Below are 16,457 nucleotides of genomic sequence, written 5' to 3'. Positions count from 1 at the left end.
GGAGAGCTATCAATGCCGCTGATGCGCCGCCAGTCGCTGGTCAAGTTCGATGCGCCGTTGTGCGAAACCATCGTCGATACGCCGAAGCCCGTCGGCAATGAAGTTCTGGTCCGCATCGAGCGTTGCGGCTTGTGCCATTCCGACCTGCATATCCAGGACGGCTATGCCGACCTCGGCGGCGGCAAGAAGCTCGACACCACGCGCGGCATGACGCTCCCCTTTACGCTCGGCCACGAGATCGCCGGCGTCGTCGATGAAGTCGGCCCCGACGGCGACAAGGCCATGATCGGCCGCAAGGTGGCGGTCTTCCCGTGGATCGGCTGCGGCAAGTGCCGCGACTGCCTCGCCGGCGACGAGAACCTCTGCGCCCGCAACCGCTATCTCGGCGTCGCCCTCGATGGCGGCTTCGCCAGCCACGTGCTGGTGCCGGATTCCAAATACCTGCTCGACTACGATCCGCTGCCGGTCAACATGGCGGCGACGCTGATGTGCTCCGGCGTCACCGCTTATGGCGCGCTGAAGCGCCTCGTCGATCGGCCGCGCCAGCGCAACCTGCTGCTGATCGGCCTCGGCGGCGTCGGCATGATGGGCCTGGCCTTCGCGCAGGCGATGTTCAAGCAGCCGATCTCGGTCGCCGATCTCAATCCGGCGGCGCGCGAGGCGGCGCTGAAGAACGGCGCGGCGTTTGCCTATGACCCGGCCGAGCCGGATGTCGCCAAGCGCATGGTCAAGGAGAACGACGGCGGCTTCGACGGCGTGATCGATTTCGCCGGCAACGACAGATCGATGGGCTTTGCGGTCTCGACGGTGGCGCGCGGCGGCAAGATCGTGGTGTCCGGCCTGATGGGCGGCAACTTCTCGCTGCCGATGGTGCAGTGGATCTACAAGCGCATGACCATCGAAGGCTTCATGGTCGGCACGCTGGCCGAAGCGCGCGAGTTGATGGACCTCGCTTGCGCCGGCAAGATCAAGCCGACGCCGATGAAGGAAGAGCCGATGGCCGATGCGCAGAAGTGGATCGAGGAATTGCGCGCCGGACATGTGGTCGGCCGCGTGGTGCTGACGAATTGATCCTCTGTAGCCCGGATGACAATCCGGGGTCGGCCCATCCATTGAGGGGCTGTTTCCCCGGATTTCATCATCCCGCCGCTGACGCGGCGAACGGATTTCATCCGGGCTACATCAGAGTTGCTGCCTCAGCTTCTGCACGAAATCCGTGACGCCGACCTGGCGGTCCAGCTTCAGCTGCTCGGCGCGCAGGATCGACTTCACCGATTCAAACGCGATGCCGATATTGTCGTTGATGACGATGTAGTCGTAGGCGTCGAAATGGCTCATTTCGTCGCCGGCCTTCTTCATGCGACCGCGGATCACCTCGTCGGAATCCTGCGCGCGGGTGTGCAGCCGCTGCTCCAGCGCCTGCACCGAGGGCGGCAGGATGAACACGCTGACGACGTCCGTCGGCGCGCGACCGCGCAATTGCTGCGTGCCCTGCCAGTCGATATCGAACAGCACGTTGCGGCCGGCGGCCAGCGCCGCCTCGACCGGCGCCCGCGGCGTGCCGTAGCAATTGTCGAACACCCGCGCCCATTCCAGCAGTTCGTCCTGCGCGACCATCTCGTCGAACCGCTTCTGGTCGACGAAGTAATAGTCGCGGCCTTCCTCCTCGCCGGGACGCATCGGCCGCGTCGTCACCGACACCGACATCTTCAGTTCGGGAATTTCCGCAATCAGCATCCGCGTCAGCGTGGTCTTGCCGGCGCCGGACGGCGACGACAGCACGAACATCAGGCCGCGGCGTTCGACGCCTTCGAAGACGGGGTTGTTGGAATTGGTCATTCGAGGTTCTGAACCTGTTCGCGGAATTGCTCGACGACGTTCTTCATCTCGAGGCCGGTGTTGGTGAGTTCGATGTCGTTGGACTTCGAGCAGCAGGTGTTGACCTCGCGGTTGAACTCCTGCGCCAGGAAGTCGAGCCTGCGCCCGACCGCTCCGCCCTTGCCGATCATCTCGCGCGCCTGCGAGATGTGCGAGGCAATGCGGTCGAGCTCCTCGCGGATGTCGGCCTTTGCCGCCATCATCAACGCTTCCTGGTTGAGCCGGTCGGAGTCGAAACGGTCCGAGGTTTCCAACAGGGCCGCGATCTGCTCGGCCAGGCGCGCGCGGATCGCCTCCGGCTTGCGGCCAGGTGCGGCTTCCGCCTTGTTCGCCAGCGTCTCGATCTCGTGCATGCGCTGCGTCAGGATCTCGCCGAGCGTGGCCCCCTCGCGCTGGCGCATCGCCACCAGCGCGGCCAGCGCCTCCTCGAAGGAAGCGGCCACCGCGATCTTGGCGGCCTTTTCCTCCTCCTCGTCGGCTTCCGGCTCGACCACTTCGATCACGCCCTTGATCGCCATCAGCCCGTCGACCGAGGGCGCCACGGCGTCTATCTTGCCGGCTAGGTCGGCGGCGATCCGCAGGATCGAATTGAGCACGTCCTCGTTTACCCGCACGGTGGACAGCGCGTTGCCGCGCTTCACGGTGAGGTTGGCGTAGACGGTGCCGCGCGAAAGCAGTTCCGTGGCGCGCTTGCGGGCGATGGTCTCGATCTCGTCCCAGCCCGGCGGCAGCCGCATCCGCAGGTCAAAGCCCTTGGCATTGACGGATTTCAATTCCCACTCGAAGGCATAAGGCCCCGAAGTGCCGTGGCTTCGCGCAAAGCCGGTCATGCTCGACAGCGCCATTGCGTCATGTCTCCGAAAATTCAGGCGGGATTCGCTAAACACGACCCCGCACAGGTTAGAGCCTTTTCAGCCCGAAACGAAGTCGGCCCGATCAAGCGCGTCGCCGGGCGGCAACGTTATTGTTGGACCACCGGCGGTGTCGTGGTGGTCTGCGCCGCGCCCTGACGGGCCGCCGGCGCGCCATTGCGGACGCGCTGCTTGGCCGGCGCGACAGGCCGGGTCGGCGTCGTCCCGGTCGCGCCGCTGGCGTCGGCAGGCGCGGCGGCGGCGGCCGGTGCGGCTGCGTCTTCCGGCGGCTCGACGGCGTCGTTCTGCAGCGCCTTCTCCATCGCGCGCAGCTTCACCACGTTCTTCTGGTGGGCGTCGTAGGTTTCCGTGAACGTATGGCCGCCGGTGCCGTCGGCGACGAAGAACAGGTCGCGGGTGCGCGCCGGGTTGGCGGTGGCTTCCAGCGAGGCGCGGCCGGGATTGGCGATCGGGCCCGGCGGCAGGCCGTCGACGACATAGGTGTTGTAGGGCGACGGCTGGGTGATTTCGCTGCGCTTGATCGGGCGGCCCAGCGTGCCCTTGCCGCCGACGATGCCGTAGATGATCGTGGGGTCGGACTGCAGCTTCATCTTCTGGCGCAGGCGATTGACGAACACCGAAGCGACGCGGCTGCGCTCGTCCGCCTTGCCGGTTTCCTTCTCGACGATGGAGGCCAGCGTCACCAGTTGCTCCGGCGTCTTGACCGGAATGTCGGCGTTGCGGCGCTCCCAGATCTCGCCGAGCACGCGCTTTTGCGCCTGCTGCATGCGCTGGATCACCTGGTCGCGCGGCGTGCCGCGCGGGAATTTATAGGTCTCCGGCAACAGCGTGCCCTCGCGCGGCATTTCGCGCACCGAACCGGTGAAGATCTCGTTTTCTGTCAAACGGGCGACGATCTGCTCGGAGGTCAGGCCTTCGGGAATGGTCACCGAATGCTGCACCACCTTGCCCTCGACGATGGTGCCGATGACGTCGCGCAGATTGGCGTTCTTCTGGAACAAATATTCGCCAGGCTTCAATTCGGAGCTGGCCTTGAGCGCAAACACAGAGCCGATGAACACCCAGCGGCTGGCATTGATCACGCCTTCGCTTTGCAGCTTCTCGGCGATGTCGCCCTTGCCGGCGCGGGCCGGGATGTTGACGACCTTGTCTTCCTTGAGGGGGCCGGGTGCTTCCAGCGCCTGGCGGCCGTAGACATACACGCCCCCCGCCCCGATCATCGCGACGATGATGATGGTGATGATGGCGTTGCCGGCCACCACGAACGGGTTGCGCGCGCTGTCGGAGCGCTTCGGCGGCGGCGGTACCTGCTCCGGCTCCAGCGCGGCGCGCGGGCTCCTCGGCGAAATGGGCGGCCTCTCACTCATCGATACAACCTGATCCTGTCGGTTCAGTGCGGACGGGGACGAACCGAACCCGTCAGTAGCACGCGCCGGAAGTAGGAATTAGAGCGGAATGCGGCGAAACGGTGGAGCCTGCTAACTGACCCGCTGCAGGATCAACGAGGCGTTTGTCCCGCCGAACCCGAACGAGTTCGACAGCGCAACATTGATCTCCCGCTTGCGTGCCTTCAGCGGCACCAGGTCGATCGCCGTCTCCACCGACGGATTGTCGAGATTGATGGTCGGCGGTGCGACGTTATCCCGAATCGCCAGCAGGCAGAAGATGGCCTCGACCGCACCGGCTGCGCCAAGCAGATGGCCGATCGACGATTTGGTCGACGACATCGAGACCTTGGAGGCGGCATTGCCGAGCAGGCGCAGCGCAGCCCCCAGTTCGATCTCGTCGCCGACCGGGGTCGAGGTGCCGTGGGCGTTGATGTAATCGATGTCGGCGGCGGTGATTCCGGCGCGCTTCATGGCAGCGCCCATGCTGCGGAACGCACCATCGCCATCGGGCGTCGGAGAGGTAATGTGATAGGCGTCGCCGGACATGCCGTAGCCGATGATTTCGCCGTGGATCCGCGCGCCGCGCGCTTTGGCGTGCTCGTACTCTTCCAGCACAACCACGCCGGCGCCCTCGCCCATGACGAAACCGTCGCGATCCTTGTCGTAGGGACGTGACGCCCGGGTCGGATCGTCGTTGAAGCCGCTGGACAGCGTCCGCGCCGCGCAGAAACCCGCCATCGCAAGACGGCTGATCGGCGATTCGGTGCCGCCGGCGACCATCACGTCGGCATCGCCGAGCGCGATCAGGCGGCTGGCGTCGCCGATCGCATGCGCGCCGGTCGAACATGCCGTCACGACAGAATGATTGGGGCCCTTGAGGCCGTGCGCGATCGAGACATAGCCCGACGCCAGATTGATCAGGCGGCCGGGAATGAAGAACGGCGACACTTTGCGCGGGCCGCGCTCCTTGAGGAGCAACGCGGTGTCGGCGATTCCCGACAGGCCGCCGATGCCGGAGCCGATCATGGTGCCGGTGGCGCACTTTTGTTCTTCGGTCTCGGGATGCCAGTTGGCGTCGTCCAGGGCCTGCTTGGCGGCGCACATCGCATAGATGATGAAATCGTCGACCTTGCGCTGGTCTTTCGGCTCCATCCATTGGTCGGGATTGAAGGTGCCATTGGTGCCGTCGCCGCGCGGAATCACGCAGGCGATCTGGCTGGTCAGATCGGAAACGTCGAACGTGTCGATACGCTTGGCACCGCTTTCGCCATTCAGAATCCGCTTCCAGGTCGGCTCGACGCCGCAGCCCAGGGGCGACACCATGCCTAGGCCCGTGACGACCACCCGCCTCATCGACAATCCTCCCACCAAAGCCTGTTCGTCACAGCAAGAAGCCGGTGGACCGCGGTCGCGATCCGTCCGGCTTCAAATGTGTCGCACCAAGGCGTCAGCTTTTTGCGTTCTTCTCAAGAAATTTGGTGGCGTCGCCGACGGTCAGGATCGTTTCGGCGGCGTCGTCCGGGATTTCACAACCGAACTCTTCTTCGAAAGCCATCACGAGCTCGACAGTATCGAGACTGTCAGCGCCGAGATCATCGATGAAGCTCGCGGCATCAACAACCTTCTCGGGTTCAACACCAAGGTGTTCGACCACGATCTTCTTAACTCGCTCGCCAATCTCGCTCATCGTTAAACCTCGTGCTTGTTTTCAATAGGCTCGTCCGTAGACGATACGAGCCATCGTGGAGCGTAAACTCGTTAGAACCTGCGCAGCTGCGCTGATCTGGAATGGGCTTCGTCGTCCCGGACGAAGCCTCGCGAAACGGCAGGCTCGACCCCGCCAATATACAGGGTTTCAAAATCCTGCAATGGCCTTCTTTATCCTACCGTTGGTGCTTCGGTTACCATACTTCCCGAGCCTTGACCACACGGGCGAAAGCGGCGTCGTACCTTGTCCCGTCTTCCGTCAAATTATATCCAACGGGTTCCAAGTCGCTCAAATCATGGCCATTCCGCCGTTGACGTGAATCGTCTGCCCGGTGACATAGGCAGCCTCGTTGGAGGCCAGGTACACCGCAGCCGCCGCAATGTCTTCCGGCGTGCCGAGACGCCCTGCAGGCACCCTGGTCAGAATCGTTTCGCGCTGCTTCTCGTTCAGCGCATCCGTCATCGGCGTGGCGATGAAGCCCGGCGCGATGCAGTTGGCGGTGACGTTGCGCTTGGCATATTCCGCGCCGAGCGTCTTGATCATGCCGATCAGGCCGGCCTTGGCCGCGGTGTAGTTGCCCTGCCCGGGATTGCCGGTGACGCCGACCACCGAGGTGATGGCGATGATGCGGCCGAACCGCTTGCGCATCATCAGCTTGGTGGCGGCGCGTGCCAGCCGGAAGGTCGCGGTCAGGTTGACGTTGATGACGTCGTCCCAGTCCTCGTCCTTGAGCTGCACGAACAGATTGTCGCGGGTTATTCCGGCATTGCTGACCAGGATGTCGAGCTGGCCCATCGCGGCTTCCGCCTGGGGCACCAGCGCCTCGACCTCGGCCGCATCCGACAGGTTACAGGGAAGCACATGAGTGCGGTCGCCGAGCTTGGCGGCCAGCGCCTCCAGCACCTCGCGGCGGGTGCCGGACAGCGCCACGGTGGCCCCCTGCGCGTGCAGGGCGGCGGCGATTGCGCCGCCGATGCCGCCGGTCGCGCCGGTCACCAGCGCCGTCCTGCCTGTCAGATCAAACATCATCGTCTCCTTGCAGCCTTTTCAGGCCCGGTCGCACCGGGGTGCGCCGCGCCAAGATCAATGCGCGGTTTGCAGCAAGCGGGCGCACCGCGTCAATGACCTCCGGCGATCGCCGCCCCCGCCCATTGCGGGCCATATGCCGACCATCCGCGGCGTTCAGACCCGGGAGGCGGCGACCGCCTCGGTGGCCGCGGCGATATCGGCGGGTCCGCCGACCGCGGTGCCGACCGCGCCCTCGGCAATGCGTTTGACGAGGCCGGTCAATACCTTGCCGGAGCCGATCTCGAGGAAACGGGTGACGCCGTGCGACGCCATATAGAGCACGCATTCGCGCCAGCGGACGGTGCCGGTGACCTGTTCGACCAGCCGCTGACGGATCTCGGCGGGATCGCTGATAGCCGACGCCAGCACATTGGAGACCAGCGGAACCACCGGCGCCTGAATCGTCACATTGGCCAGCGCCGCGGCCATCGCGTCGGCGGCGGGCTGCATCAGACGGCAGTGAAACGGCGCCGACACCGGCAGCAGCATCGCGCGCTTGGCGCCGTGGGCCTTGGCAATCTCCAGCGCGCGCTCGACCGCGGCCTTGTCGCCGGACACCACCACCTGGCCGCCGCCATTGTCATTGGCGGCGTGGCAGACGTCGCCCTGCGCGGCTTCCTCCGCGACGGCCAACGCCGCCTCATAGTCGAGGCCCAGCAGCGCCGCCATCGCGCCGACGCCGACCGGCACCGCCTTCTGCATGGCGAGCCCGCGGGTGCGCAGCAGCCGTGCCGCATCCGAAATCGACAGGCTGCCGGCGGCGGCCAGCGCCGAATATTCGCCGAGCGAATGGCCGGCCACGAACGCCGCATCGCGGGCCAGCGAAATGCCGGCTTCAGCCTCGAGCACCCGCATCGTCGCCAGCGACACCGCCATCAAGGCCGGCTGAGCGTTTTCGGTGAGCTGCAGGGTCTCGGCCGGGCCGTCCCAGATAATGGACGTCAGCTTCTCGCCGAGCGCCGAATCGACCTCCTCAAAAACCGCACGCGCCGCAGGAAAGGCATCGGCCAGTGTCTTGCCCATGCCGACGACCTGGGAGCCCTGCCCTGGAAAGGTGAATGCTGCGGTCATGAAATCCCCCCGAACGACGTAAAGTTGCGCCGTAAGACACCGGGCGAGGCCGCGCTGTCAAGCCGCCGGCAGGCCAGCCCGCTTCAGCCTGCCGCTGTCATCCCGTCGGAATTTGCCGGCCGTGAATGCATCGCCGCCGGGGCATCAACCAAAGAAACAAGGCCATGCAGTTTTTTGCAGCGCCGGACGTTAGCCGTTAATGTATGTCGCATAACGGGCAGAACGCACGATGCCGACGTAGCGAAAGAAGCTAATGAACATCGTCAAGGTTCCACCGCCGCTTGCCGATGAAGGCTTGGGACTCTTGCACCGCAATCTTAACTGGCTGTTGAGCGGGACCGATGCGCGATCGGCCGAAGTGCATGCGCAGTTGCTGCAACACGTGCAGCTCAGCCAGTCCACGCTGGTCATATTGACCCTGCTTTGGCCGACGTTGTGGATCTGTGTCCGCAGGCCTACCCGGCCGATCTTCCGGATACGACCATCCGGGTGACCTCCTGAGCCGGCTTTCCCTTGCCATTTCGTTGGAATCCCGTATAAGCCCCCGATCCGCAGACCCCGGCCGGGAGCTGAACGGACGGCCTCAGCAATTTAACGTTCGAATTGATGTGGCAGGGCCAGTTGGCCCGTCGTCCCGTGCTTCCGCCTTCTGAGCAATATCGAGTCCTTTCCAAGAGGGTTCGAAGGGCTTGCCGCCGGGCGACGCGCTAACAAGGAAAGGACGCCCATGGCTCTCTACGAGCATGTATTTCTCGCGCGCCAGGACGCGAGCGCCCAGCAGGTCGAGGACCTCACGGCACAGATGACCGCGATCATCGAAGGTACCGGCGGCAAGGTCGTGAAGATGGAAAACTGGGGCGTTCGCTCCCTGACCTATCGCATGAACAAGAACCGCAAGGCGCACTTCGTTCTGATGAACATCGATGCCCCGTCGGCGGCGATCACCGAGATCGAGCGCCAGGAGCGCATTTCGGAAGACGTCATCCGCTATCTGACCATCCGCGTCGAAGAGCACGAGGAAGGCCCGTCGGCGATGATGCGCAAGGCCGATCGCGATCGTGATCGCGACGACCGTGGCGGCGGTTTCCGTGGCGACCGCGAAGGCGGTGGTTTCCGTGGCGATCGTGAAGCCGGTGGCTTCCGTGGTGATCGCGGCCCGCGTCGTCCCCGTGACGACGAAGGCGCAACTGCATCGGTTGAGGAGTAAGAATCATGGCTGAAGCTGGTGCACGCCGTCCGTTTTTCCGCCGTCGCAAGACCTGCCCGTTCACGGGTCCGAACGCGCCGAAGATCGACTACAAGGATTCCAAGCTGTTGATGCGTTACGTTTCCGAGCGCGGCAAGATCGTGCCGAGCCGCATCACCGCCGTCTCCGCCAAGAAGCAGCGTGAACTCGCCCGCGCCATCAAGCGCTCGCGTTTCCTCGGTCTGCTGCCCTACGTCATCAAGTAAAATCAGCCCACGGCACCCGTGCCGCGGCTGGATTGATCAAAACGATTGCAGCCCGCGACATTCCTGTCGCGGGCTGTTTCTTTTTCAGGCCTGCCGCGTTGTTCAGTTCCGGCCGCCTGATCGACGCGACCTCTTCCGACGGAGATATCCGATTTTTCATCTCATTTTCGGCCTGCCCTGGCTTGTCGTGGTCACCCGCTTCCTGTGGCCGCTGCAGCTGCCGCTCGCGGCCAAGCTCGCCGCCGCCGTCCTGCTGCTGATCGCCGCGCAATATCATCTGTGGAGCCGGCTCTCCTCGGGCTCGGTGTTCGCGCCCGAATTCCCGCGCGCCGTGGTGATGCTGTTCAACTGGGCGTTTGGCGCCATCGTGCTTCTGGCGGCGATGCAAGTGTTGCTTGACGTCGCCACGCTGCTGGCGATGCTGGTGCACAGCGGCGTGCACGTGCCGGACGGCGTCCGCTATACGATGGCTGCCGTCGTCGCCGTGCTCGCCGCGATCGGCGTCCACCAGGCGACCCGGGTGCCTGACCTCAAGGACGTCGAGATCGCCATTCCAGATCTGCCCTCGCAGTTCGACGGCTACACGATGCTGCAACTGACCGACCTTCACATCAGCCGGCTGTTCCCAGCGAAATGGACGCGTGCGGTGGTCGACAAATCCAATGCGCTGGATGCCGATCTGATCGTCATTACCGGCGACCTGATCGACGGCAGCCTTGCCATCCGCCGCGACGACGTCGAACCGTTGCGCGACCTGCGGGCCAAGGACGGTGTCTACGCGATCCCCGGCAACCACGAATATTTCTTCAGCTATCGCCCATGGATGACGCACTTCGCTGGAATGGGCATGCGGATCCTTGAAAATGGCCATGCGCTTCTCGACCGCGACGGCAGTCGACTGGTTCTCGCCGGCGTCACCGACGCCTCGGCGCCGGCGACCGGAAACCCGGCGCCGGACCTGACTGCCGCGATCAGGGGCGCGCCAGCCGGCGTGCCCGTCATTCTGCTCGACCATCAACCCAGAAATGCCCGGCATGCCGCAGCCGCCGGTGTCGCGCTACAACTCTCCGGCCATACCCACGGCGGCATGGTCAGCGGCCTCGATCGCCTCGCCGCGCGCGCCAACGCCGGTTACATCTCCGGCCGCTACGACGTCGAGGGCATGACGCTGTACGTCAACAACGGCACCGCGCTATGGCCGGGGTTTGCCCTGCGGCTGGGACGCCCTTCGGAGCTGACCAGGATCACACTACGTCAAGTCTCGGGCCCCTTGATGAGTTCTCGCTTACTCGACCGTTGATTCCGGCCCTGCAATGGCCTAGAAGGCGTCCACGCGGTGGATGCATATGCCAACCGCATACTCAAATAGTTGGTCACGCTGCGGAATTTCCGTTGACGTCGATCTAACCGCTCAAAGGGGGCGGGACAGCGCATGCTTACCACCTTCCTGATCGCGCTTTCCGCGGGCGCTGCGTCCGCGCTGATGTTCGCCTCGCTGTTGTCGGGCTCGCTGATCGCTATCCCCCTGTTCTATTTTTCGCCGCTGCCGTTGGTGGTGGCGGGCCTCGGCTGGGGCCCGGTCGCCGCCTCGATCGGCGGCATCATGGCCGCCACCGGCCTTGGCCTCTTGTTCGGCATGTCGTTTCTCGCCGTGTTCGTCGTGACCGTCGCACTGCCGGCGTGGTGGCTTGGCCATCTCGCGCTGCTCGGCCGCCGCGTTGCCGCCGTCCCCGCCGCCAATGGCACGCCGGCCACCGCCCCGGTCATCGAATGGTATCCGGTCGGCCGCCTGCTGCTGTGGGTCGCGGGCTTTGCCGCGCTGACCACGATGGGCGCCCTTCTCACGCTCGGTTCCGACAGCGCCGCCATCCACGACGCGCTGCGCCCGATGCTGGTGCGCATCATGCAGGCCTCCGACGTGCCGTCCAGCGACCGCAACGTCGCGGCTACCCTGGCCATGGCGCCGGCCGCTGCCGCCCTTGTTGCGATCATGACGCTGACGCTCAATTTGTGGGTCGCCGGCCGCATCACCGCAACGTCCGGCCGGCTGCAGCGCTCCTGGCCCGACCTGACCACCACGGCAATGCCGCCGATGACCCTGGTGGCATTGTGCGTGGCGATCGCCCTGACCTTCCAGGATGGCCTGATCGGCATCTTCGCGATGATCGTCAGCGCCACGCTGATCATGGCCTTCGCCCTCACCGGCTTCGCCACGCTGCATATGCTGACCCGTAACCTGAAGAACCGCGCGCTGTGGCTCGGCTCGGCCTATGCGCTGGTGACCTTTCTGGTGTGGCCGATCGCCGCTTTGGTCGTGCTGGGCCTGGCCGATGCCTTCTTCGGATTTCGCGACCGCTTGGCGCAGCGGCCGCCGCCGCCCCCGGCGGCCTGATCCCCCTTCACCCAACCCGAACCTCAACCAACCAAAGGAGATTAAGATGGAAGTCATTTTGCTGGAGCGCGTCGCCAAACTTGGCCAGATGGGCGAAGTCGTCCGCGTCAAGGACGGCTATGCCCGCAACTTCCTGCTCAAGCGCAACAAGGCGCTGCGCGCCACCGCGATGAACCGCTCGAAGTTCGAAGGCATGAAGGCCGACCTCGAGGCGCGTAACCTCGTCGCCAAGGAAGAAGCCACCGTGGTTGCCGGCAAGATCGACGGTCGCAACGTCGTCGTGCTGCGTCAGGCTTCGGAAACCGGCCAGCTGTTCGGCTCGGTCACCGTGCGCGACATCATCGCGACCTTCGAGAGCGACGGCGTCACCTTCGCACGCAGCCAGGTGCTGCTCGACGCCCCGATCAAGACCATCGGCAAGCACAAGATCTCGATCGCCGTGCATCCGGAAGTCGAAGTCAGCGTCAGCGTCACGGTTGCCCGTTCGGAAGCCGAAGCCGAGCGCATCAACCGCGGCGAAGACATTTCGAGCCGTCAGGAAGACCAGGACGCTGCTGCCGAGGCACTGGCCGCCGCCGGCGAGTTCTTCGATCCCGACGCCCGCCCGAGCGACGAAGACGAAGGCGACGACAAGTAAGCGTCGCCCTTTCGCCGTCTCGACAAACAAAGAAGCCCGGCCTGATCACAGGCCGGGCTTTTTGCTGTTGGGGTCCGGGCGTCCGTTCCACGGACGCCCGGACCTGTTGCGACGTGTTATCGCGCGGCCGGCGGCACCGCATCGCCCGGCGGCGTCAGGGGTACCGGCGACAATGCGGGCTCGGTCGGGCGCGGTGCGGGCGCAGGCGCGACCGGTGCGGAAGAAGAGGGCTCGACGGCGGGCCGCGATTCCTGCTCTGGCTTCGGTTCGGGCTTGAGCTCCGGCGCCGGCTTCGGCGCCGGCGTAACCGCCGGAACCGGATCGGCCCGAAGCGGCATTGCCGGTGCGGGCTCTGGCCGGGGCTCGGGCTTCACCGGCTCGGGTCTGGTCTCCTCGACCGGACGAGCGACCGGCTTGGCGTCTTGCTTCGGCGGAGCCATTTCGGGCTTCGCATCGGCCTTCGGCGGCTCTTCCTGGCCGCGACGGTTCTTCTTGGCGGCCTTCGGCTTGCCGGGGCGAACCGGCTCGCTTTCGATCGGGACCGGGGGCTCTCCCAGCACGGCAGGCCTTGCGGCGGCCGGCGGTGCCGCTTCGGTCGGCCGGACGGCGTCGGACTTCTGGCGTTCCAGGCGCCGCGCCGCGCGTTCGGCGGCGCGCTTCTGCCGCGCCGTCATCGGCGGCTCGGCGTCCGGCCGGGCGGCTTCTTGCGGCGGCTCGGCGGGCTTGCGGCCGAAATTGAAGAACGAGGGCGATTCCGCTGCCGGCGCAGGTGCTGCGGCAGCCGGCGCGTTTTCCGGCCTTGAGTCAGGTCTTGCGTCAGGCCTTGCCTCTGGCCGAGCCTCGACCGGCCGGCGCGGGGCCACCAGATCCTGGCCCTGCCGGGTCAACCCGCCGCCGCGCGGATCGTTGGCGCCGTTGGAAATCACATAGGCCGACAGCTGCGAGGCCATGTCGGTGCTGGTCGTATAGTGCTGGCGCAGGAAGCCCGGCAGCGAACCCGGAGCGACCGACTTCAGCAGGCCGCGCGGACTCTTGTGGCAAACCGCGCAGGAGCCCGAGAAGATCTGTGAGGGCGATTTGCCGGCTTCGAGATTTTGGGCTTGGGCCGGCACTGCCGCGACGCTCAACACAAGCATCGCCGTGGCCACGCCGAGCACTCGGCTCAACATTCTAATTCTCCGAATATGGAAGCGCCGCGAATGCGGCGGAACCGTTGTATCCGAAACTCCCGCGAATGGAAGCCGGCCGAAAACTCAAACGCGTGATATGCGAGTTCTGTCTGCCGGGCATCGGGCTGCTGCTAAGAATTGCGCATCGCTGGATCAATATCGCGGGATCTGGTGAAGCGCACCGCGGCCGGAACGACGTTATTCGCGAGAAATAGCGTGCGGCGAGATCCGGAATCGGGGCTTTAATTGTGCGAAACCGACCTGGCAGGTTGCCTAACCGCGATGGAACACGGCGGGCGAACGGGAACATCCGAACTGAGAAAAACGGTTGGATGCAGATCGCGTCGTCGTCGGGCGTGCCAGCCGCGCGCGCATGGCGCGCATGGCTGAATCATCACACGGCACGTCGCTGAGCCGTTCGACGCTATCGAGCGTTTCTACGAGGCCGAAGAGCCAGTCGCGGCTGCCGTCGAACGTCGCGCGCTTTGTCTCTTGCAGAAGGGCCATCGTGCGTTCCTTGCCTGTTGCGTAACCAACCTCGCGCAACGGTCACGGTTCCTGCTGGTGTTACGAATTGTCACCGACGATGTCAGGCTGTTCCCGATGAGTGTCCGGAACGTGGCGACGGGTTCAATCGCCAAATGAAATTCTCGCCATGTGGCGGGGCACGGGCCATGAACACGCCGATCCCCGTCAAGGTTGTCTGCCGGCAACTTACGATTAATCCACACTTAATGAGCGTGGTGCATAACGCGCCAACTTCCGCTTTCCCTTCGACGTCCGATGGCGCTTTATCGCGCCGCGCCTCCATGAATGGCCGCGTAACTGACGAATTTTGAAGTAAAATCAGACATGGCCACATTCGATTCGAACAACATCGTCAAACTGACGCAGGAACCGGGCGCGCCCGCGTTCCGCACCGCACCGCATAATATCGAGGCGGAGCAGAGCGTTCTTGGCGCCATGCTGGTGAACAACGACGCCTTCTACCGGGTGTCGGACTTCCTGAAGCCCGACCATTTCTTCGAGCCGATCCACCAGACGATCTATGACACCGCCAGCAGCATCATCCGCGCCGGCAAGGTCGCCACCCCCGTGACGCTGAAGACGTTCCTGCCGGCCGACACCGACCTCGGCGGCATGACCGTCGGCCAGTACCTCGCCCGGCTGGCGGCCGAAGCCACCACCATCATTAATACCCACGACTACGGCCGCACGATCTATGAACTGGCGATCCGCCGGCAGTTGATCAATGTCGGCGAGGACATGGTCAACGTCGCCTATGACGCGCCGGTGGACTTTGCGCCGCGCGCGCAGATCGAGGACGCCGAGCGCCGGCTGTACGAGCTGGCCGAAGCCGGCCGCTACGACGGCGGCTTCCAGAAGTTCTCGCAGGCGATGAAGACCGCGCTGGACATGGCGGCCAACGCCTACCACCGCGAGGGCAAGCTGTCCGGCATCTCGACCGGCATGAAGGATCTCGACGCCCGCCTCGGCGGGTTGCAGGCGTCCGATCTCGTGGTGCTGGCCGGCCGCCCCGGCATGGGCAAGACCGCGCTGGCCACCAACATCGCCTACAATATCGCCCGTGCCTACCAGCATGAATTGCAGCCCGACGGCACCAAGAAGACCGTCAATGGCGGCATCGTCGGCTTCTTCTCCTGCGAAATGTCGGCCGAACAGCTAGCGACGCGTATTCTCGCCGAGCAGACCAACATCTCGTCCTCCAGCATCCGCCGCGGCGGCATCACGGAGCGCGACTTCGAGAAGATCCGCGACCACACCATCGAATTGCAGAACCTGCCGCTCTACGTCGACGAAACCGGCGGCCTGTCGATCTCGCAGCTCACCGCGCGCGCCCGCCGCCTGAAGCGGCAGAAGGGCCTCGACGTTATCGTGGTGGACTACATCCAGCTCTTGCAGGGCTCGGGCAAGCGCTCCGACAACCGCGTGCAGGAAGTCACCGAGATCACGACGAGCCTGAAGGCCCTGGCGAAAGAGCTGAACTGCCCGGTGATCGCGCTGTCGCAGCTGTCGCGCCAGGTCGAAAGCCGCGACGACAAGCGCCCGCAGCTCTCGGACCTCAGAGAATCCGGATCGATCGAGCAGGACGCCGACGCGGTGATCTTCGTCTACCGCGAGGAATACTACCTGCAGAACAAGGAGCCGCGCCCCGGCACCCCCGAGCACGAGAAGTGGCAGCTCGACATGTCGCTGGTACACGGCCGCGCCGAAGTCATCATTGCGAAACAGCGCCACGGCCCGACCGGCACCGTCGAACTGCAGTTCGAGGGCCAGTTTACCCGCTTCAGCGATCTGGTCGGTGAAAGCCACCTGCCCGCGCATCATGAGTAAGTTCTACGCCTAGCGAGCGGCTATCCGCCCAGAGGCCTTTCCGGGGCCGGAGATTGCGGTTATATTTGTGCCGGGTAGCTAAACGAGCGGATCGATGGTCGAACCTCCCGCAACTCCTGGTGATGTGGCAACGGCGACTGCACGGTCTCGAACAGCTGATATTCTGCCTGGCGAGTTCGGAAAATTGCAGAGCGACGCCGAATACATCAAACGCGACGTGGCCGAGTTGCGCGCTGACTCGCGCGATGTCCGCGATCGCTTGGCTCGCCTCGAAGAGCGCGTCGCGCATCTGCCGGGCAAAGGTTTCATCATCGTCGTTGTTACGACCGCTCTGGTCATCACCGGCGGCCTGATCACGATCGCCCCGAAGCTGCAGGCGCTGCTTCAATCACCCATCGCGCGCGGTTGAACCCTTTTCCCCGCGCGCCTATTGTGCGCTGCGATTGCCGGGCGTTGCTGCCATCGCG

18 protein-coding genes are annotated in these 16,457 nt (G+C 64.9%); 9 read left to right on the top strand and 9 right to left on the bottom strand.

Translation table 11 applies throughout. The features are described 5' to 3' along the window. The first annotated feature begins 12 nt into the window (after positions 1-12). Positions 13-1,071 carry an alcohol dehydrogenase gene (locus FNL56_RS14860; RefSeq protein ID WP_143573577.1) on the top strand — a complete coding sequence of 353 codons (1,059 nt, stop codon included), beginning with the start codon at positions 13-15 and terminating at the stop codon, positions 1,069-1,071. 111 nt (positions 1,072-1,182) lie between these two features. Here FNL56_RS14860 and gmk read toward each other — a convergent pair whose 3' ends face one another. From gmk to fabD, 7 genes are all read right to left on the bottom strand, one after another. Beyond that, a complete protein-coding gene (gene gmk / locus FNL56_RS14855; RefSeq protein WP_143573575.1) occupies positions 1,183-1,839 on the bottom strand; it encodes a guanylate kinase in 657 nt (218 codons plus the stop codon). Next, positions 1,836-2,723: a YicC/YloC family endoribonuclease gene (locus tag FNL56_RS14850; RefSeq protein WP_143573573.1), complete on the bottom strand. Its 888-nt coding sequence runs from the start codon at positions 2,721-2,723 to the stop codon at positions 1,836-1,838. The genes gmk and FNL56_RS14850 overlap by 4 nt, the downstream gene beginning before the upstream one ends. A 116-nt stretch (positions 2,724-2,839) precedes the next feature. Beyond that, complete coding sequence (gene mltG / locus FNL56_RS14845) at positions 2,840-4,117, bottom strand: endolytic transglycosylase MltG (protein ID WP_143577950.1); 1,278 nt, start codon at positions 4,115-4,117, stop codon at positions 2,840-2,842. Positions 4,118-4,228: 111 nt separating this feature from the next. After that, a complete protein-coding gene (gene fabF, locus FNL56_RS14840) occupies positions 4,229-5,491 on the bottom strand; it encodes a beta-ketoacyl-ACP synthase II (protein ID WP_143573569.1) in 1,263 nt (420 codons plus the stop codon). 94 nt (positions 5,492-5,585) lie between these two features. Beyond that, complete coding sequence (locus tag FNL56_RS14835) at positions 5,586-5,825, bottom strand: acyl carrier protein (RefSeq protein WP_006020277.1); 240 nt, start codon at positions 5,823-5,825, stop codon at positions 5,586-5,588. 309 nt (positions 5,826-6,134) lie between these two features. Then, a complete protein-coding gene (gene fabG / locus FNL56_RS14830) occupies positions 6,135-6,872 on the bottom strand; it encodes a 3-oxoacyl-[acyl-carrier-protein] reductase (protein ID WP_143577949.1) in 738 nt (245 codons plus the stop codon). Positions 6,873-7,028: 156 nt separating this feature from the next. Then, the gene (gene fabD / locus FNL56_RS14825; protein WP_143573566.1) at positions 7,029-7,985 is read right to left on the bottom strand and encodes an ACP S-malonyltransferase; all 957 of its coding nucleotides are present in this window, start codon (positions 7,983-7,985) and stop codon (positions 7,029-7,031) included. A gap of 253 nt (positions 7,986-8,238) precedes the next feature. Between fabD and FNL56_RS14820 the strand changes: the two genes are divergently transcribed. The 6 genes from FNL56_RS14820 (at position 8,239) to rplI (ending at position 12,466) form a co-directional block, all read left to right on the top strand. Further along, positions 8,239-8,478 carry a hypothetical protein gene (locus FNL56_RS14820; protein WP_143573564.1) on the top strand — a complete coding sequence of 80 codons (240 nt, stop codon included), beginning with the start codon at positions 8,239-8,241 and terminating at the stop codon, positions 8,476-8,478. 234 nt (positions 8,479-8,712) lie between these two features. Next, the gene (gene rpsF / locus FNL56_RS14815; RefSeq protein ID WP_143577948.1) at positions 8,713-9,192 is read left to right on the top strand and encodes a 30S ribosomal protein S6; all 480 of its coding nucleotides are present in this window, start codon (positions 8,713-8,715) and stop codon (positions 9,190-9,192) included. Between the two features lie 5 nt (positions 9,193-9,197). Further along, entirely contained in the window at positions 9,198-9,437 is a 240-nt protein-coding gene (rpsR, locus tag FNL56_RS14810; RefSeq protein WP_143573560.1) for a 30S ribosomal protein S18, read from the top strand. A 151-nt stretch (positions 9,438-9,588) separates the two neighbouring features. After that, on the top strand, positions 9,589-10,737 hold the full coding sequence (locus FNL56_RS14805) for a metallophosphoesterase (RefSeq protein WP_143579292.1): 1,149 nt from the start codon (positions 9,589-9,591) through the stop codon (positions 10,735-10,737). Positions 10,738-10,869: 132 nt separating this feature from the next. Beyond that, positions 10,870-11,829 (top strand): hypothetical protein, encoded by a 960-nt coding sequence (locus tag FNL56_RS14800; protein WP_143573558.1) that lies wholly within the window; start codon positions 10,870-10,872, stop codon positions 11,827-11,829. Between the two features lie 46 nt (positions 11,830-11,875). After that, positions 11,876-12,466: a 50S ribosomal protein L9 gene (rplI, locus tag FNL56_RS14795; RefSeq protein ID WP_143573556.1), complete on the top strand. Its 591-nt coding sequence runs from the start codon at positions 11,876-11,878 to the stop codon at positions 12,464-12,466. 116 nt (positions 12,467-12,582) lie between these two features. On the opposite strand, the gene FNL56_RS14790 is transcribed toward rplI, so the two are convergent. Next, the gene (locus FNL56_RS14790) at positions 12,583-13,635 is read right to left on the bottom strand and encodes a hypothetical protein (protein ID WP_143573555.1); all 1,053 of its coding nucleotides are present in this window, start codon (positions 13,633-13,635) and stop codon (positions 12,583-12,585) included. A gap of 273 nt (positions 13,636-13,908) precedes the next feature. After that, entirely contained in the window at positions 13,909-14,142 is a 234-nt protein-coding gene (locus FNL56_RS14785; RefSeq protein WP_143573553.1) for a hypothetical protein, read from the bottom strand. Between the two features lie 345 nt (positions 14,143-14,487). On the opposite strand from FNL56_RS14785, the gene FNL56_RS14780 reads away from it, so the two are divergent. Both FNL56_RS14780 and FNL56_RS14775 read left to right on the top strand, forming a co-directional pair. After that, complete coding sequence (locus FNL56_RS14780; protein ID WP_143573551.1) at positions 14,488-15,990, top strand: replicative DNA helicase; 1,503 nt, start codon at positions 14,488-14,490, stop codon at positions 15,988-15,990. A gap of 94 nt (positions 15,991-16,084) precedes the next feature. Beyond that, a complete protein-coding gene (locus tag FNL56_RS14775) occupies positions 16,085-16,399 on the top strand; it encodes a hypothetical protein (RefSeq protein ID WP_143573549.1) in 315 nt (104 codons plus the stop codon). Positions 16,400-16,457 lie beyond the last annotated feature (58 nt).

The sequence above is a fragment of the Tardiphaga sp. vice304 genome (assembly GCF_007018905.1).
Classification (GTDB): domain Bacteria; phylum Pseudomonadota; class Alphaproteobacteria; order Rhizobiales; family Xanthobacteraceae; genus Tardiphaga.
The sequence above is the reverse complement of the archived record's forward strand: the minus strand, read 5'-3'. Positions and strand labels throughout refer to the sequence as shown.

Excerpts from the sequence above, each read along its gene's own strand:
- FNL56_RS14860 (WP_143573577.1), top strand. The coding sequence starts at position 13 with ATGCCGCTGATGCGCCGCCAGTCGCTGGTCAAGTTCGATGCGCCGTTG.
- gmk (WP_143573575.1), bottom strand. The coding sequence starts at position 1,839 with ATGACCAATTCCAACAACCCCGTCTTCGAAGGCGTCGAACGCCGCGGC.
- FNL56_RS14850 (WP_143573573.1), bottom strand. The coding sequence starts at position 2,723 with ATGGCGCTGTCGAGCATGACCGGCTTTGCGCGAAGCCACGGCACTTCG.
- mltG (WP_143577950.1), bottom strand. The coding sequence starts at position 4,117 with ATGAGTGAGAGGCCGCCCATTTCGCCGAGGAGCCCGCGCGCCGCGCTG.
- fabF (WP_143573569.1), bottom strand. The coding sequence starts at position 5,491 with ATGAGGCGGGTGGTCGTCACGGGCCTAGGCATGGTGTCGCCCCTGGGC.
- FNL56_RS14835 (WP_006020277.1), bottom strand. The coding sequence starts at position 5,825 with ATGAGCGAGATTGGCGAGCGAGTTAAGAAGATCGTGGTCGAACACCTT.
- fabG (WP_143577949.1), bottom strand. The coding sequence starts at position 6,872 with ATGTTTGATCTGACAGGCAGGACGGCGCTGGTGACCGGCGCGACCGGC.
- fabD (WP_143573566.1), bottom strand. The coding sequence starts at position 7,985 with ATGACCGCAGCATTCACCTTTCCAGGGCAGGGCTCCCAGGTCGTCGGC.
- FNL56_RS14820 (WP_143573564.1), top strand. The coding sequence starts at position 8,239 with ATGAACATCGTCAAGGTTCCACCGCCGCTTGCCGATGAAGGCTTGGGA.
- rpsF (WP_143577948.1), top strand. The coding sequence starts at position 8,713 with ATGGCTCTCTACGAGCATGTATTTCTCGCGCGCCAGGACGCGAGCGCC.
- rpsR (WP_143573560.1), top strand. The coding sequence starts at position 9,198 with ATGGCTGAAGCTGGTGCACGCCGTCCGTTTTTCCGCCGTCGCAAGACC.
- FNL56_RS14800 (WP_143573558.1), top strand. The coding sequence starts at position 10,870 with ATGCTTACCACCTTCCTGATCGCGCTTTCCGCGGGCGCTGCGTCCGCG.
- rplI (WP_143573556.1), top strand. The coding sequence starts at position 11,876 with ATGGAAGTCATTTTGCTGGAGCGCGTCGCCAAACTTGGCCAGATGGGC.
- FNL56_RS14790 (WP_143573555.1), bottom strand. The coding sequence starts at position 13,635 with ATGTTGAGCCGAGTGCTCGGCGTGGCCACGGCGATGCTTGTGTTGAGC.
- FNL56_RS14785 (WP_143573553.1), bottom strand. The coding sequence starts at position 14,142 with ATGGCCCTTCTGCAAGAGACAAAGCGCGCGACGTTCGACGGCAGCCGC.
- FNL56_RS14780 (WP_143573551.1), top strand. The coding sequence starts at position 14,488 with ATGGCCACATTCGATTCGAACAACATCGTCAAACTGACGCAGGAACCG.
- FNL56_RS14775 (WP_143573549.1), top strand. The coding sequence starts at position 16,085 with ATGGTCGAACCTCCCGCAACTCCTGGTGATGTGGCAACGGCGACTGCA.